Genomic DNA, 15,290 nt, shown 5'->3' with positions numbered 1-15,290 from the left:
TTCTATCGAAGGTTGGCCATCGTGCCATTTTCTTGTCGGGCGGGACCCGGCAGGCTCAATGAACATGAGCACTGTGAACACCATGCGAGCCGTCAGTCAGCACGTCCTCGGCGAGCCCGAGGTCCTCGAAGTGATCGAGGTCGAGCGGCCCACGCCGCGCGCCAACGAGATCCTGATCCGGGTGCGGGCCGCCGGGCTCAACCCCACCGACTGGAAGCACCGGAAGACCGGTGGATTCCTCGGCGAGCCGCCCTTCGTCCTCGGCTGGGACGTCTCCGGCGTCGTCGAGGCCGTCGGTGTGGGCGTCGCCCGCTTCGAGGCCGGCGACGAGGTCTTCGGGATGCTGTCCTACCCGTGGGGCCACGGCTCGCACGCCGAGTACGTCGCCGCCCCGGCCCGCGCCTTCGTCCACAAGCCGGCCGCCGTCGACCACGTCCAGGCGGGCGCACTACCCCTGGTCGCGCTGACCGCGTGGCAGGCGCTGGTGGAGAACGCGGACGTCCGGCCCGGACAGCGGGTGCTGGTCCACGCGGCGGCCGGCGGGGTCGGGCATGTGGCCGTGCAGATCGCCAAGGCGCGCGGCGCCTATGTGATCGGTACGGCGAGCGCGGGCAAGCACGAGTTCCTGCGCGACCTGGGTGTGGACGAGGCGATCGACTACCGGGAGACCGACTTCGCCGAGGCCGTGAAGGACGTCGACGTGGTCCTGGACACACTCGGCGGCGAGACCGGACTCAAGTCGCTGCGGGTGCTGCGGCCGGGCGGGGTCGTGGTGTCGATCATCCCGATCGGCAAGGACGACTTCCACGAGGAGGCCGAGCGGCTCGGCGTGCGGGCGGTCCGCATGCTCGTCGACGCCGATCGCGCGGACATGGAGGCCATCGCCGAACTCGTCGAGGCGGGGAAGCTGCGCGCGACGATCGCCGGGGCGTTCCCGCTGGCCGATGCCGCCGAGGCACACACGCTCGGCGCCACCGGCCGTACTGCGGGCAAGCTGGTGCTGACGGTCGACTGAGTGGGTCGGCTCAGAACGTGAGCACGGGCTTGATCGCCTTGCCCGCGCTCATGTCCCGTACCGCCTGGTCGATGTCCGCGAACGGATAGGTCGTGATCAGGCGGTGCAGCGGGAGCCGCCCCTCCTTCACCAGCCGCACGAGCGCGGGGATGAAACTCTGCGTCTCGCTGTCACCGAGGGTGAGGCCCTCGATGCGCTTCCCGGGGATCAACCCGTTGACGTCCAGGGCGACTTCGCTGCCGAACGGCGGCGCCCCTACGACGACCAGGGTGCCCCGGGCGGCGAGGGCGTCGGCGCCCTGGCGGAGGACGGCGACACTGCCGGTGGTCTCGACGATACCGTCGGCGCCGTGTCCGTCCGTCAGTACCGCGAGGGTCTCCCCGAGGTCGGCCTCTCCTGCGTTGACGGTGTGGGTGGCGCCCAACTCCTTTGCCAGCAGAAGGCGTTCGGCGATCCTGTCGACGGCGATGATGCGGGTCGCGGGCGTGAGTGCGGCGGCCATCACGGCGGACAGGCCGACCGCTCCGGCGCCGAGCACCACGACCGTGTCGCCGAGCCGGGGCTTGAGGACGTTCCAGACGGCACCGACCCCCGTCTGAACTCCGCAGCCCAGTGGGGCGATCGACTCCAGCGGTACATCGGGATCGACCTTGACGAGGCTCCGCTGGTCGACCAACGCCCGCTCGGCGAACGAGGATTGACCGAAGAAGTGTCCGCCGAGGGGCTCCCCGTCCCGGCTGATGGTGCTGCTGCCGTCGGCGCGGCGACCGCCGATGAGGTTCAGCGGCAGCCAGGTCGCGCAGTAGGCGGGGTGTCCGCCCTGGCAGTTGCGGCAGTCGCCGCAGGACGTGAAGGACAGCACGACGTGGTCGCCGGGTGCGACACCGGTGACGGCGGAGCCGACCTCCTCGACGACACCGGCGCCCTCGTGACCGAGAACTCCGGGAAGCGGGAAGGGCAGTCCGCCGCTCGCGACCCCAAGATCGGTGTGGCACAGGCCTGTTGCGACGACGCGGACGAGCGCCTCGTGCGGGCCGGGCTCGGCCAGTTCGACGTCGGTGAGCGTGAAGGGTGCGCCGCCCGACTCGACGACGGCCGCGCGCGTGGTGGTGGACATCGTACGAACTCCTTGGTGGGCGTGGTCAGTCGAGCGAGACGACGACGGACTTGGTCCGGGTGTAGGCGGCCAGGCCCTCGGGGCCGTACTCGCGGCCGAAGCCGGAGTCCTTGACGCCGCCGAAGGGGACGTTGGGGTCGAGCATCGCCCAGTCGTTGACCCAGACGATGCCCGCCTGGAGCCGGTCCGCGATGCGGTGGGCGCGGGCGAGGTTGCCGGTCTGGACGCCCGAAGCCAGGCCGTAGGGCGTGGAGTTGGCGAGTTCGACGGCCTCGTCCTCGGTGTCGAAGGGCTGCACGGTGAGGACCGGGCCGAAGATCTCCTCCTGGATCACCCGGGAGTCGTTGGCGAGGTCGGCGATGACGGTGGGCTTGTAGTAGTAGCCGCCGTCGAGGTCGAGGCGTTCGCCGCCGCAGACGATGCGGGCGCCCTCCTTGCGGGCGAGGTCGACGTACTCCTCGACCTTGCGCAGGTGCTTCTCCCCCGCCATCGGGCCGACGACGGTCTCGGGCAGCCGGGGGTCGCCGAGCGGTACGCCGGGGACGGCGTCGGCGAGGATGTTGAGGAGGGTGCTGTAGACGGGGCGGGCGACCAGGAGGCGGGGGCCGCCCATGCAGAACTGGCCGGTGTTGAAGACGAAGCCCTTGATGACCGCGCCGACGGCCTTCTCCAGGTCGGCGTCCTCGAAGACGATGTGGGCCGCGTTGCCGCCGAGCTCCATGGTGACGGGCTTGAGGTTCTCGCCGGCGACGCTCGCGGCGTGCCGGCCGACGGCGGTGGAGCCGGTGAACGCGATCTTGTCGACGCCCGCGTGCCGCAGCAGGGACTCTCCGGCGACCGGTCCGGTGCCGGTGACGACGTTGACGACGCCGTCCGGGACGCCCGCGCGCTGGAGCAGTCCGGCCATGTAGAGGGCGCTGAGCGGGGTCTCGTCGGCGGGCTTGTGGACCACGGTGTTGCCGGCCGCGAGGGCCGGGGCGAGCTTCGAACCGGCGAGGATCAGGGGGAAGTTGAAGGGGGTGATCGCGGCGACCACGCCCAGCGGCTCGCGCTTGGTGTAGGCGAGGGCGTTGAGCGGGGTGTCGCGGGTCGAGCCGTCCAGGGAGAAGGCCAGGGCGGCGTAGTGCTCGTAGTCGTTGGCCGCGTTGGTGACGTCGACGGCGTGGCACAAGGTGATGGGCTTGCCTACGTCGAGGCTCTCCAGGTGGGCGAGTTCGTCGGCGTTCTCGCGGACGAGTTCGGCGACGCGGTGCAGGATCCGGCCGCGTTCGCGACCGCTGAGGCCGGACCAGCGGCCACTGTCGAAGGCCTCGCGGGCGGCGCGGACGGCCGCGTCGACGTCGGCGGGGCCCGCCTCGGCGACGGTGGTGACGACCCGGCCCCGGGACGGGTCGACCACCTCGGTGCGCGCTCCGTCGGCGGCCTCGCGCCACTGCCCCCCGACGAACAGGCGGCCGGGTTCGATCTCGAAGGCGGTCATCGCCACTCCTCAGCATCGTTGCCAAGATTTCAACCAACAGGATTCCTGTTGGTTGCTCGTCTGGTCCGCAGTCTCATTACAGACAGGTTTCCTGTCAATGCTCTAGGGTGAATCCATGGCTGAATCCCTGGTTGGCGCCGAAGCGACGAAGACGCTCCCGTCCCTGCTGTACATGGTCAAGCAGGTGGAGCTGGTCGTCCGCTCGCGCCTGGACGAGCTGGTCAGGCCCTATGGCGTCACCGCACTCCAGTACACCGCGCTCACGGTTCTGGAGCGACACGACGGCCTGTCGGCGGCGCAGCTGGCCCGGGACTCCTTCGTCACCGCGCAGTCCATCGCCGATCTGGTCCGCTCGCTGGAGGGGCGCGGGCTGATCCGCCGCGAGCGCAATCCGCGCAACCGGCGCGAGCTGCTGATCCTGCTGACCGGCGAGGGGCGCGAGCTGCTGGCGGGCTGCGCGGGGCCGGTGCGGGCGCTGGAGGAGCGGATGGTGCGCGAGCTCACAGCGCACCAGAGCGAGCAGTTCCGCCAGGCACTTTCCAAGGCCTGGCACGCGCTGTCGTAGTGCTGCCTGGAATATCTCAGAAAGCTCTGGCTCGATTCGAAGACATATGTCAATCGAACATGCTCAAATTCACTCCATCGAGGGTAACTTGCAGGGCGGGGACTGTTGGAGGGGATGTGGTCGTGCAGCAGGAACCCGCGCCGCTCACCCGGCATCTGCGCATCCACCAGGACCGGGGGTTCACGGTGCTGGAGTTACGCGGCGAGATCGACATCGCCGCGGCGGTGGAGATCATCCCGTATCTGGACCGGGTAACCGGCAGGCCGGGCGCACGTGTCGTGCTGGACCTGCGGCGCGTCGAGTTCTTCGACTGCTCGGGGCTCCGCCTGCTCTTCCGGGCCCGGCTCCGGGTGCTCGACCAGGGCGGCAGGCTGCACCTGGTCTGCACCCATCCGCTGACCCTGCGCATCCTCCGGATCACCGGACTCGCGCAGCTGCTGCCGCCCCGTCCCACGCTGGACGCGGCCCTGGAGCAGGCGGAGACCACGCCTACCTGAGGATCTTGGTGACCTGACCGGCGCCCACCGTCCGGCCGCCCTCACGGATCGCGAACTTCAACCCCTCCTCCATCGCGATGGGTTGGATCAGCTCGACATGCATGGTCGTGTTGTCGCCCGGCATTACCATCTCGGTGCCCTTCGGCAGGGTCACCACGCCCGTCACGTCCGTCGTGCGGAAGTAGAACTGCGGGCGATAGTTGTGGAAGAAGGGCGTGTGCCGGCCGCCCTCGTCCTTGGACAGGATGTAGGCGCGGGCCTCGAACTCCACGTGCGGGGTGACCGATCCGGGCTTGATGACGACCTGGCCGCGCTCCACGTCCTCGCGCTTCACCCCGCGCAGCAGCAGTCCGACGTTCTCGCCGGCCCGGCCCTCGTCGAGGAGTTTGCGGAACATCTCGATGCCGGTGACGGTCGTCTTCGTCTTCTGCTCGTGGATGCCGATGATCTCCACCTCGTTGTTGACCTTCAGCACCCCGCGCTCGATCCGGCCGGTGACGACCGTGCCGCGGCCGGTGATGGTGAAGACGTCCTCGATCGGCAGCAGGAACGGCCGGTCCACGTCCCGCACCGGCTGGGGCACGAACTCGTCGACGGCGTCGAGGAGTTCGAGCACCGAGGCGGTCCACTCCGGGTCCCCTTCGAGGGCCTTGAGCGCGGACACCTTGACCACCGGGAGGTCGTCGCCGGGGAACTCGTACTCGGTGAGCAGCTCCCGCACCTCCAGCTCGACCAGTTCCAGGATCTCCTCGTCGTCGACCATGTCCGTCTTGTTGAGGGCGACGACGATGTACGGCACGCCGACCTGCCGGGCCAGCAGCACGTGTTCCTTGGTCTGCGGCATGGGCCCGTCGGTGGCCGCGACGACCAGGATCGCACCGTCCATCTGGGCGGCGCCGGTGATCATGTTCTTGATGTAGTCGGCGTGCCCGGGGCAGTCGACGTGCGCGTAGTGCCGTCGTTCGGTCTGGTACTCCACGTGGGCGATGGAGATGGTGATGCCGCGCTGCCGTTCCTCGGGCGCCTTGTCGATCTGGTCGAACGGCGTGAAGGGGTTGAGGTCGGGGAACCGGTCGTGGAGCACTTTCGTGATGGCCGCCGTGAGAGTGGTCTTGCCGTGGTCGATGTGACCGATGGTGCCGACGTTCACATGGGGTTTCGTCCGCTGGAACTTCGCCTTCGCCACGGCGAGTCCTCCTGATCACCTCGGTGCTGCCGAGCGTTGCTCCGTCCCTTTATGTCTATTCGTTCGGCGGCGCGTCGAACAGGGCGCTGACGGACTCGCCGTTGTGAATGCGGCGTACGGCCTCGGCGAGCGCCGGGGCGATGGAGAGGATGCGCAGTTTCTCGGTGCGCTCCTCCTCGGGCACCGGGACCGTGTTGGTGCAGACGATCTCCAGTACGTCGGGCTGCTCCCCGATCCGCTTGAGGGCGCCCGCCGCGAACAGGCCGTGGGTACAGGCCACTCGGATCGAGCGCGGCCCCAACTCCCGCAGCCGGTCCAGGAGTTCGAGGACGGTGCTGCCCTTGGCGATCTCGTCGTCCAGCACGATGACGTCGCGGCCCGCGATGTCACCGATGACGGAGCTGATGACGACCCGGTCGTCCGCGTAGCGCTGCTTGGCGCCGGCCGCGACCTGGGCGCCGATCAGCCGGGCGAACGCGGCGGCCTCCTTGGCGTTGCCGAGGTCCGGGGAGACGACGGTGGTGCGCGAGAGGTCGTACTGCCGGAAGTGCGCGGCGAGTTCGCGCAGTGCGTGCAGATGGTCGACCGGCACCGAGAAGAAGCCGTGCACCTGCGGTGAGTGCAAGGTCATCGCCAGGACCCGGCTCGCGCCCGCCGCGACCATCAGGTCGGCGACCAGGCGTCCGCCGAGCGAGATGCGCGGGGCGTCCTTCTTGTCGGAGCGGGCGTAGGAGTAGTGCGGCATGACGACGGTGATCCGCCCGGCGGAGGCGCCGCGTGCCGCGTCGCACATCAACAGCAGCTCGACCAGGTTCTCCTGGACCGGCTTGACGAGCGGCTGGATCAGGAAGACGTCCCGTTCACGGCAGTTGGCCTGGAGCTGTACCTCCAGACAGTCGTTGGCGAACCGGCTGACCCGGGTCGGGCTGAGCGGTACACCGAGATGCGCGCAGACCTCCTTCGCCAACTCGGGGTGGGCACTCCCGCTGAACACGGCGATGTCTCGCACGATCTGCTCCTCGCATGATCATTCCCGGCCGTGCCTCATGCTACTGACCGCGAAAACAGGTTGCGGACCCACCGGCCGGGGGCGTCATGATGGCCGCGTCCGTGCCCTCTCCCGTCAGGAACCCTCACATGCGCCGACTCCTCGGAATCCACCGCCCTTCCCACTGGACGACGGTTCTTGAGGACTCGACCACGCATGCACACCCTGAACATCGGAATTCTGGCCCACGTCGACGCCGGTAAGACCAGCCTCACCGAGCGGCTGCTGTTCGACCACGGCGCGACCGACCGGCTCGGCAGTGTCGACGCCGGTGACACCCGTACGGACGACGGCGCGATCGAGCGGCAGCGCGGGATCACCATCCGTTCGGCCGTCGCCGCCTTCACGTCCGGCGACACCCAGATCAACCTGATCGACACCCCCGGCCACGCGGACTTCATCGCGGAGGTCGAGCGCGCCCTGGAAGTCCTCGACGGCGCGGTGCTGCTGCTGTCCGCAGTGGAGGGCGTCCAGGCACAGACCCGCGTCCTGCTGCGGACCCTGCGGCGGCTACGGCTGCCCACGCTTGTCTTCGTCAACAAGATCGACCGCGCGGGCGCCCGCTCCGACGACCTCGTCGCGGACATCCGACGTCGGCTGACCCCGCACGTGGCACCGCTCATGGACGTGACGGGCCTCGGCACGCCCGCCGCCCGTGTCCTGCCCCGCCCGCCCGGCGACCCGGACCTGGCCGAGGCCCTGGCCGACGTCGACCCGTCCGTCCTCGCGGCGGTGGTCGACGGCCCGCATCCCACACCGGACGACCTGAGCAAGGCCCTCGCCACCCGCACCGCCGACGGCTCGATCCACCCGCTCCTGTTCGGCTCGGCCCTCGGCGGCCAGGGAATCCCCGAACTCGTCGCCCGACTGGTCCAGTTGATCCCGCCCGCGACGTCCGGTTCGGGCACCCCTCGCGGCACGGTGTTCGCGGTACGCCCCGGTCCCGGCCGCGAACGGACGGCGTATCTGCGGCTCTACGACGGTGAGGTGGCCCCGCAGCAGCGGCTCACGTTCCGCCGGCACGGGGCGGACGGGCGGGCCGTCGAGGTCTCCGGGCGGGTCACGCGGCTCGATGTGATCGGCCGGCCCGGACCGCTCACGGCCGGGAACATCGGCGCGCTGACCGGCCCGAAGGACATCCGGGTCGGCGACCGGCTCGGTGAACTCACCGAGCGGGCACCGCAGTTCGCGCCGCCGACGCTGGAGACCGTCGTACGGGCCCGGCGTCCCGAGCAGGCGGCGGCGCTGCGTTCGGCGCTGCTGGCGCTGGCCGACCAGGACCCGCTGCTGCACGCGCGGCCCGCCGCCTCCGGGGCGACCGTGCTGCTCCTGTACGGCGAGGTCCAGAAGGAAGTGCTCGCGGCGACCCTCGTCCAGGACTTCGGCGTCGAGGCCGACTTCGAGCCGAGCCGGGTGCGGTTCCTGGAACGCCCGGCCGGGACCGGCGAGGCCTGCGACGAATGGCCGTGGCACGACGGCACCCGCTACTGGGCGACGATCGGGCTGCGCGTCGAACCGGGACCGCGCGGCTCCGGCGGGATCTTCGCGTACGAGACCCAACTCGGCGCGCTCCCCCGCGCGTTCCACCAGGCCGTCGAGGACACGGTCCACTCAACCCTGCTCGGCGGACTGCACGGCGCGCCGGTGACGGACTACCGGGTCACCCTCACCCGGTCGGGATTCGTCGGCCCGCTCAGTACGGCCGGCGACTTCCGCGGCCTCACGCCGATCGTGCTGCGCCGGGCGCTGCGGCAGGCGGGGACACGGCTGTACGAGCCGTACGTCGCGTTCGAGGCGGAGGTCCCGCAGGACGCGCTAGCACCGGTGACCGCGCAACTCGCCTCCTGTCGCGCCGAGTTCACGGGTACCACGGGTGGCGTCGACTCCTGGCTGATCACCGGTGAGCTGCCGGCCCGGCGGGTGCGGGACGTGGAGTCGGCCCTGCCCGGGCTCACACGCGGCGAGGGGGTGTGGTGGTCGCGTCCGTCCGGTGACCGTGAACTGCCTTCGCACTGAGGGGTGTTCGGGGTGTCCGGGGCCTGTGTCACAACATGAACCGGACCGTGATCCGGAAAGGTCACGGGACGCATGGGGCGAGGCGGCCGGGAAATGCTGTCAGCGCGGTCGACCAGGGCTTCTGGCGGGCCGAACAGTGACTTTTCACGCCCGTGCGCCCTCCGCGCCCCCGTCAGCGCGACCGTTCCACCAACGCGTCGGTCTGACAGGGCGTTTGGGGGGCATGCGGATACCGAGGAAGGGAGGGCCGTCCCCATGACGACTTCCATCAGCCGTATACCCCGGCGCATGCCGGGCTGGGCGAAGGTGCTCACCGCCGTCGTCGTTGTGATCGCCGTGCTGTTCGCCGGGCTGCGGCTTGCCGTGCTCCCGGGACTGCGCGACATCTTCGGCACCGAGACCCATGACCGTTCGGGTCCGGCGCTGCTCAAGTCCATTCAGGACATGAGCCGTTACGACGCGGCCTCCGGCAACTTCCAGGTCGTCGTGGATCTGGAGAAGGACGCCAAGTTCCTGCCCGCCGCGATCCGCGGCACCCGCACGCTGTACGTCGGCGCGGGCACCGTGGAGGGTTATGTCGACCTGGGCAAGCTCGGCAAGCAGGACGTGACGGTCAACGGCGACCGCACGTCGGCCACCATCAAGCTGCCGCACGCGACGCTCGGCAAGCCTGCGCTGGACCCTGACCACTCGTACACGGTCTCCAAGCAGCGCGGTCTGCTGGACCGCCTGGGCGACATCTTCTCCGACAACCCCAACAGCGAGCAGGCCGTGCAGAAACTCGCCTCCAAGCACATCGCCGAGGCGGCGAAGACCAGCGGTCTGACCACCCGCGCCGAGACCAACACCACCAACATGCTCAAGGGCCTGCTCGGCTCGCTGGGCTTCACGACGGTGACCATCTCGTACGCGGCCTGAGCAGCCGTCGGCAACCCGTGTGCGGGCACCCGCGCCGCACACGGGTTCCGTCCGCCGCCATGGCATCCTCCGCCGAATCGGGGGTAACCGGCCTACCACACAGGGCAGTTGAAGACCGGAGGATCTCACGCATGGGCCGTACCGCCGCACGTCTGCGCCGCACCAGGACCGCGCCCAGGACCGAGGCCGGGCCGAAAGCGGCCCGCGCCCCGCGCCCGTCGAAGCCCGCACCTCCCCAGCGCTACCAACTCCCCCTCCCCCTACGCCTGTTGTCGATGCTGCTCGGCTTCGTGTTCATGGTGGCGTTCGCCGTCGTACTGGCCAAGCTGACCCTGGAGCCGTCCCCCGCCTCGAAGGCGCTCGTGCACACCAATCTGCACCCGGGCCGCTCCCTGAAGGCCTATCTCGACCAGCCGGCGATGCGCGACGCCGTGAAGCAGATCGGCGGGAACATCGTGCTCGGCATCCCGTTCGGGGTGCTGGTCCCGGTGTTCGCGCCCCGGGCGCGCGGCATCCTGAAGGTGCTGCTGCTGACGGCGACCGTGATGCTTCTGGTGGAGTTCGCGCAGGGCGCGCTGATCACCGGGCGGGCCTTCGACATCGACGACGTCATCCTCAACACCACTGGCGCGCTGGTGGGTTGGGTCCTGCTGGGGCGCCGGCTCGGCCGGGCGGTACACGCGCGGAAGCCCGTCGCGAAGGCGGCAAGGACATCAAAGGCAGCGAAGGCGTCCAAAGCGCCGAAGGCCGCTTCGTAACGATCAACTACTGGCCCGTAACATTCAACTACTGGTCCGTACCAAGGTATTGACGCTCTCCTTATCTCACTTCTTAAATCAAGAGGCGACGCTTTCACCCCCCACCTCAGTCGGCGTGTCGGTCCCCACGTCCGCCGCACAGAAGGGAATGCCGTGGCTTCCCCACGCGTACTCCGCAGATGCCTCTTCGCCGCCCTGTCCGCCGCACTGGTCGCGTCCGCCGCGATCGGTCCGGCGCAGGCGGCCTCCACGTCGGACGCCCAGGCCGACGCCGTCACGTTCTCCGACACCTTCGACGGGGCGGCCGGCAGCGCCGTCAACTCCTCGAAGTGGACGCAGGAGACCGGCGACAACGTCAACAACCACGAGCGCGAGTACTACACGTCCGGCACCAACAACGCGGCCCTGGACGGCCAGGGCCACCTGGTGATCACGGCCAAGAAGGAGAACCCCGCCAACTACCAGTGCTGGTACGGCACTTGCCAGTACACCTCGGCCCGGCTGAACACCTCCGGGAAGTTCAGCGCGCAGTACGGTCATGTCGAGGCGCGGATGCAGATCCCGCGCGGGCAGGGCATGTGGCCCGCGTTCTGGATGCTCGGCACCGACATCGGCTCGGTCGGCTGGCCCAACTCGGGTGAGATCGACGTCATGGAGAACGTCGGCTACGAGCCCTCCACGATCCACGGCACCATCCACGGCCCCGGCTACTCCGGCGCCAACGGGATAGGCGCCGCCTACACGCTGGCGAACGGCGCGGCCTTCGCGGACGCCTTCCACACCTTCGCCGTCGACTGGGCGCCCAACTCGATCAAGTGGTCGGTCGACGGTGTCGTCTACCAGACCCGTACGCCCGCCGACGTGGGCAGCAACACCTGGGCGTTCAACAAGCCGTTCTTCCTGATCCTCAACCTGGCGGTCGGCGGCGACTGGCCGGGCGACCCGAACAGCGCCACGGCCTTCCCGGCCAAGCTGGTGGTGGACTCGGTGTCGGTCACCACGAGCGACACGGCCACCGGGGTGGCGATCAAGGGCCTCGCCGGCAAGTGCGTCGACGTCAACGGCGCGAACTCCGCCAACGGGACCGCCGTACAGCTCTACGACTGCAACGGTTCGGCCGCCCAGCAGTGGACCGTCGGCTCCGACGGCACGATCCGCGCGCTCGGCAAGTGCCTGGACGTGAACGCCGGCGGCACCGCGGACGGCACGAAGGTCCAGCTCTACGACTGCAACGGTTCCACGGCTCAGCAGTGGGCCGTCAGCTCGGCGAACGACATCGTCAACCCACAGGCCAACAAGTGCCTGGACGTGACCGGCAACAACTCGGCCAACGGCACCCCGCTGCAGATCTGGACCTGCTCGGGCGGCGCCAACCAGAAGTGGACGGTCGGCTGAATCCGTAAGGCCTAATGCGGCAGCCAGGTGAATTTGTCTCCGCCGACCCAGCGGACCACGTCCGGGTCGTCCAGGTCGCGGACCGTGATGCCGCACACGGCCGCGACCTCCAGGACATCGGTGATCCCGGTGGCCTCGCAGACCATCTCCCCGTCGATCTGCACGATGCGGAACGGCGGGGTGCCCGGCTGCACCTTGAGCACCATGATCCGCGGGGTCGAGATGTGCGGGCTGGCGATTTCGGTCATGCAATAGAGCCTAGAACGCATCACGCGGTCGCGAGCGGTCCAAGGTGCCGGGCCAGGGACCTCTCGCGGGAGGAGGCTCGATGGATCCCGTGCAGGCACTGGACCGGATCGCCTTCCTGCTGGAACGGTCCCTGGCCCCGACCTACCGCGTACGCGCCTTCCGTACGGCGGCCAGGGTCCTGGCGGCGCTCCCCGAGGGCGAGGTCGCCGAACGCGCGGCGGCCGGGACGCTGGAGACCCTCAAGGGCATCGGCCCGAAGACCGCGCAGGTGGCCCGCGAGGCCCTGGACGGACGGGTCCCCGCCTATCTGGAGCAGCTGGAGGCCGAGGCCCCCGCCCCGGCCGGCCCCGGCGGCGAAGCGCTGCGGGCCCAGCTGCGTGGCGACTGCCACCTCCACTCCGACTGGTCCGACGGCGGCAGCCCGATCGAGGAGATGGGCCGTACGGCGGCCCGGCTCGGCCACGAGTGGGCCGTGCTGACCGACCACTCGCCCCGGCTGACCGTGGCCCGCGGACTCTCCCCCGAGCGGCTGCGCGAGCAGCTGGACGTGGTGGCCGCGCTGAACGAGACCTGGGCGCCCTTCCGGCTGCTCACCGGCATCGAGTGCGACATCCTCGACGACGGCTCGCTGGACCAGGAACCGGAGCTGCTGGCGCGGCTCGACGTGGTGGTGGTCTCCGTGCACTCCAAGCTGCGCATGGAAGCCCGCGCCATGACCCGCCGCATGGTGGCCGCCGTACGGAATCCGCACGCGGACATCCTCGGGCACTGCACCGGGCGGCTGCTGATCGGGCGGGACGGGGGTGCCGCGCGGCCGGAGTCGGCGTTCGACGCGGACGAGGTGTTCGCCGCGTGTGCCGAGTCGGGTACGGCCGTGGAGATCAACAGCCGTCCGGAGCGGCTCGACCCGCCGAGGCGGCTGCTGCGGAAGGCCGTGGACGCGGGGGTGCTGTTCTCGGTCGACACCGACGCGCACGCGCCCGGTCAGCTGGACTGGCAGATCAACGGCTGTGCGCGGGCGGAGGAGTGCGGGGTGCCCGCCGAGCGGGTGCTGACGACCTGGTCCGCGGACGAGCTACTGGACTGGACCACTGGCAAGTGATGCACATCACCGCGTGTGGCGGACCGCCCAGGAACACTCGCCGGTAGTTCGCCGTTGAACAGACCGTGGGTGCGGAGGGAACAGTGTCCCCGGGCCTCAACCTCCGCCCACAGGGAAGATCGTTCGGCTGAAGCCCTGTGGAGCCTTTCGCCGCGAGGCGACCGCCTTCCGTGCCCACCCTTCTGGCCGCCCCGGCCGTGATTCCCCCGTCGCGGTCGGGGCTTCTCCGTGTCCGGCCTCGCGCGGCCTCTCCGCTTGACTTCGAGCGCACTTCAATTCGTAGCGTTCCAGGTATGACCACTGCACAGCACAAGATCGGTTCCGGATTCGACGCGAACAGCACCGCCGACGACGTCCTGGAGGGCCTCGACCTCGACGGGAAGCTGGCGATCCTCACCGGTGGCTACTCGGGCCTCGGCCTGGAGGCCGCCCGCGCGCTCACCAAGGCGGGCGCCCGGGTGGTCGTCCCCGCCCGGCGCCCCGACGCGGCCCGTGAGGCCGTCGCCGGGCTGCCCGGCGTCGAGGTGGACGAGCTGGACCTCGCCGACCTGGAGAGCGTGCGCGGCTTCGCCGAGCGGTTCCTCGCCTCCGGCCGCACCGTCGACTACATGATCGACAACGCCGGGATCATGGCCTGCCCGGAGACCCGGGTCGGGCCCGGCTGGGAGGCGCAGTTCGCCACCAACCACCTCGGTCACTTCGCGCTCGTCAACCGGCTGTGGCCGGCCATCGAGCCGGGCGGCGCCCGTGTGGTCTCGGTGTCCTCGCGCGCCCACCACTTCTCCGGGATGCGCTGGGACGACGTCCAGTGGACCCACGGCTACGACAAGTGGGAGGCGTACGGCCAGGCGAAGACCGCGAACGTGCTGTTCGCCGTCCACCTCGACCGGCTCGCCGCCGACCGTGGCGTCCGGGCCTTCTCGCTCCACCCCGGCGGCATCATCACCCCGTTGCAGCGCCACCTCCCCAAGGCGGAGATGGTCGAGCGCGGCTGGATCGACGAGCAGGGCAACGTGCTGAACCCCGAGGGTTTCAAGACCCCGCAGCAGGGCGCGGCCACCGAGGTGTGGGCGGCGACATCGCCCCAGCTGGCCGACATGGGCGGCGTCTACCTGGAGGACTGCGACATCGCGGAGCCCGCCCCCGACGGCGAGGAGCGCACCGGCGTCAAGTCCTGGGCGACCGACCCGGAGCAGGCGGCACGTCTCTGGAAGCTGTCCGCCGACCTAACTGGTGTGGACGCCTTCGCAGGTTAGTTTCGAGCACACAGTTCCCGAGTCGTCTCCTTCGGCCCGTACAGGGCGGCGGGCGCGCCGGTCGTCAGCGCCCAGTAGCGGTCCCCGTACGACCAGTGCCACCACTCCGTCGGATAGTTGACCAGGCCCGCCGCACCGAGCGCCCTGCCCAGCACGGCGCGGTTGGCCCTGGCCTCGGCGGTGATGTTGTCGGCGTCGGTGTAGCAGGCCCCGGCGCTCTGCTCCGGATTGGCGTTCATCGGGGTGCCCAGGTCGAGTTCGCGGCCGTCGGCGTCGGCGAGGGTCAGGTCTACGGCCGCGCCCGCGGTGTGCGGGGCGATCTCGGGCGGGGACACATAGCGGCTGGCGGCGGACCGGATCCGGTCGGCGGACCAGTCCGGGTTGGCGGCGCGCAACTCGTCGGCGTAGCCCTCGAAGTAGCGGCGCTGGAGCACCGGCGGCCGGTAGCCCTCGACGAACAGCAGGCGCAGGCCGTCGGGCAGCAATGCCTGCGCCTTCAGGAGGCGGTCCAACACGCCCTGGCGCAGGAGGAGTTCGGCGCCGTTGTCGGAGTCCTTGTTCTTGCGGTCGTCGACCAGCAGTACGTCGCTCACGTCGACGAGGGGTTCCCCGCACTCCTCGACGGGGACGGCGGCGACGCGGGCGTCGGACATCAGGATGATCTCACTCATGGGGTGATCATCTCCCA

Annotated in this window: 15 protein-coding genes; 9 read left to right on the top strand and 6 right to left on the bottom strand. The window is 70.0% G+C overall.

Features of this window, described 5'->3' with window-relative positions; all coding sequences use genetic code 11:
• Nucleotides 1-64 precede the first annotated feature (64 nt).
• Nucleotides 65-1,015 carry an NADP-dependent oxidoreductase gene (locus JHN45_RS02360; RefSeq protein ID WP_200709934.1) on the top strand — a complete coding sequence of 317 codons (951 nt, stop codon included), beginning with the start codon at nt 65-67 and terminating at the stop codon, nt 1,013-1,015.
• Nucleotides 1,016-1,025: 10 nt separating this feature from the next.
• Here JHN45_RS02360 and JHN45_RS02355 read toward each other — a convergent pair whose 3' ends face one another.
• Both JHN45_RS02355 and JHN45_RS02350 read right to left on the bottom strand, forming a co-directional pair.
• The gene (locus JHN45_RS02355; protein ID WP_200709935.1) at nt 1,026-2,132 is read right to left on the bottom strand and encodes an NAD(P)-dependent alcohol dehydrogenase; all 1,107 of its coding nucleotides are present in this window, start codon (nt 2,130-2,132) and stop codon (nt 1,026-1,028) included.
• 25 nt (nt 2,133-2,157) lie between these two features.
• Entirely contained in the window at nt 2,158-3,612 is a 1,455-nt protein-coding gene (locus JHN45_RS02350; RefSeq protein ID WP_200709936.1) for an aldehyde dehydrogenase, read from the bottom strand.
• A 115-nt stretch (nt 3,613-3,727) separates the two neighbouring features.
• On the opposite strand from JHN45_RS02350, the gene JHN45_RS02345 reads away from it, so the two are divergent.
• Nucleotides 3,728-4,177, top strand: a complete 450-nt coding sequence (locus JHN45_RS02345; RefSeq protein ID WP_374192737.1) for a MarR family winged helix-turn-helix transcriptional regulator — start codon at nt 3,728-3,730, stop codon at nt 4,175-4,177.
• 59 nt (nt 4,178-4,236) lie between these two features.
• Nucleotides 4,237-4,674, top strand: a complete 438-nt coding sequence (locus tag JHN45_RS02340; RefSeq protein WP_200709937.1) for an anti-sigma factor antagonist — start codon at nt 4,237-4,239, stop codon at nt 4,672-4,674.
• On the opposite strand, the gene tuf is transcribed toward JHN45_RS02340, so the two are convergent.
• Nucleotides 4,667-5,860 carry an elongation factor Tu gene (gene tuf / locus JHN45_RS02335; RefSeq protein ID WP_200709938.1) on the bottom strand — a complete coding sequence of 398 codons (1,194 nt, stop codon included), beginning with the start codon at nt 5,858-5,860 and terminating at the stop codon, nt 4,667-4,669. The two genes, JHN45_RS02340 and tuf, sit on opposite strands and share 8 nt — an antisense overlap.
• A 55-nt stretch (nt 5,861-5,915) precedes the next feature.
• On the bottom strand, nt 5,916-6,869 hold the full coding sequence (locus tag JHN45_RS02330) for a ribose-phosphate pyrophosphokinase (protein WP_200709939.1): 954 nt from the start codon (nt 6,867-6,869) through the stop codon (nt 5,916-5,918).
• 195 nt (nt 6,870-7,064) lie between these two features.
• Between JHN45_RS02330 and otr(A) the strand changes: the two genes are divergently transcribed.
• From otr(A) to JHN45_RS02310, 4 genes are all read left to right on the top strand, one after another.
• A complete protein-coding gene (gene otr(A) / locus JHN45_RS02325; RefSeq protein ID WP_200709940.1) occupies nt 7,065-8,924 on the top strand; it encodes a tetracycline resistance ribosomal protection protein Otr(A) in 1,860 nt (619 codons plus the stop codon).
• A gap of 255 nt (nt 8,925-9,179) precedes the next feature.
• Entirely contained in the window at nt 9,180-9,842 is a 663-nt protein-coding gene (locus JHN45_RS02320) for a DUF4230 domain-containing protein (protein ID WP_200709941.1), read from the top strand.
• A 131-nt stretch (nt 9,843-9,973) separates the two neighbouring features.
• Complete coding sequence (locus JHN45_RS02315; RefSeq protein WP_200709942.1) at nt 9,974-10,600, top strand: VanZ family protein; 627 nt, start codon at nt 9,974-9,976, stop codon at nt 10,598-10,600.
• Between the two features lie 153 nt (nt 10,601-10,753).
• Entirely contained in the window at nt 10,754-11,995 is a 1,242-nt protein-coding gene (locus tag JHN45_RS02310) for a glycoside hydrolase family 16 protein (protein ID WP_200709943.1), read from the top strand.
• 11 nt (nt 11,996-12,006) lie between these two features.
• Here JHN45_RS02310 and JHN45_RS02305 read toward each other — a convergent pair whose 3' ends face one another.
• The gene (locus tag JHN45_RS02305) at nt 12,007-12,243 is read right to left on the bottom strand and encodes a hypothetical protein (protein ID WP_200709944.1); all 237 of its coding nucleotides are present in this window, start codon (nt 12,241-12,243) and stop codon (nt 12,007-12,009) included.
• An 80-nt stretch (nt 12,244-12,323) separates the two neighbouring features.
• Here JHN45_RS02305 and JHN45_RS02300 point away from each other — a divergent pair, with 80 nt between their 5' ends.
• On the top strand, nt 12,324-13,346 hold the full coding sequence (locus JHN45_RS02300) for a PHP domain-containing protein (protein ID WP_200709945.1): 1,023 nt from the start codon (nt 12,324-12,326) through the stop codon (nt 13,344-13,346).
• Nucleotides 13,347-13,639: 293 nt separating this feature from the next.
• Nucleotides 13,640-14,602 (top strand): SDR family NAD(P)-dependent oxidoreductase, encoded by a 963-nt coding sequence (locus JHN45_RS02295; protein WP_200709946.1) that lies wholly within the window; start codon nt 13,640-13,642, stop codon nt 14,600-14,602.
• Here JHN45_RS02295 and JHN45_RS02290 read toward each other — a convergent pair.
• Nucleotides 14,599-15,273: a M15 family metallopeptidase gene (locus JHN45_RS02290; protein ID WP_200709947.1), complete on the bottom strand. Its 675-nt coding sequence runs from the start codon at nt 15,271-15,273 to the stop codon at nt 14,599-14,601. The two genes, JHN45_RS02295 and JHN45_RS02290, sit on opposite strands and share 4 nt — an antisense overlap.
• Between the last annotated feature and the right edge of the window lie 17 nt (nt 15,274-15,290).

The sequence above is a fragment of the Streptomyces sp. MBT53 genome (assembly GCF_016654115.1).
Lineage (GTDB): Bacteria > Actinomycetota > Actinomycetes > Streptomycetales > Streptomycetaceae > Streptomyces.
This window is presented reverse-complemented; position numbering and strand designations above follow the sequence as displayed.

Coding starts and splice junctions, on each gene's coding strand:
- JHN45_RS02340 (WP_200709937.1), top strand. CDS start 4,237: ATGCTCAAATTCACTCCATCGAGGGTAACTTGCAGGGCGGGGACTGTT.
- JHN45_RS02320 (WP_200709941.1), top strand. CDS start 9,180: ATGACGACTTCCATCAGCCGTATACCCCGGCGCATGCCGGGCTGGGCG.
- JHN45_RS02350 (WP_200709936.1), bottom strand. CDS start 3,612: ATGACCGCCTTCGAGATCGAACCCGGCCGCCTGTTCGTCGGGGGGCAG.
- JHN45_RS02305 (WP_200709944.1), bottom strand. CDS start 12,243: ATGACCGAAATCGCCAGCCCGCACATCTCGACCCCGCGGATCATGGTG.
- JHN45_RS02345 (WP_374192737.1), top strand. CDS start 3,728: ATGGCTGAATCCCTGGTTGGCGCCGAAGCGACGAAGACGCTCCCGTCC.
- JHN45_RS02295 (WP_200709946.1), top strand. CDS start 13,640: ATGACCACTGCACAGCACAAGATCGGTTCCGGATTCGACGCGAACAGC.
- JHN45_RS02300 (WP_200709945.1), top strand. CDS start 12,324: ATGGATCCCGTGCAGGCACTGGACCGGATCGCCTTCCTGCTGGAACGG.
- JHN45_RS02355 (WP_200709935.1), bottom strand. CDS start 2,132: ATGTCCACCACCACGCGCGCGGCCGTCGTCGAGTCGGGCGGCGCACCC.
- JHN45_RS02315 (WP_200709942.1), top strand. CDS start 9,974: ATGGGCCGTACCGCCGCACGTCTGCGCCGCACCAGGACCGCGCCCAGG.
- JHN45_RS02290 (WP_200709947.1), bottom strand. CDS start 15,273: ATGAGTGAGATCATCCTGATGTCCGACGCCCGCGTCGCCGCCGTCCCC.
- JHN45_RS02360 (WP_200709934.1), top strand. CDS start 65: ATGAGCACTGTGAACACCATGCGAGCCGTCAGTCAGCACGTCCTCGGC.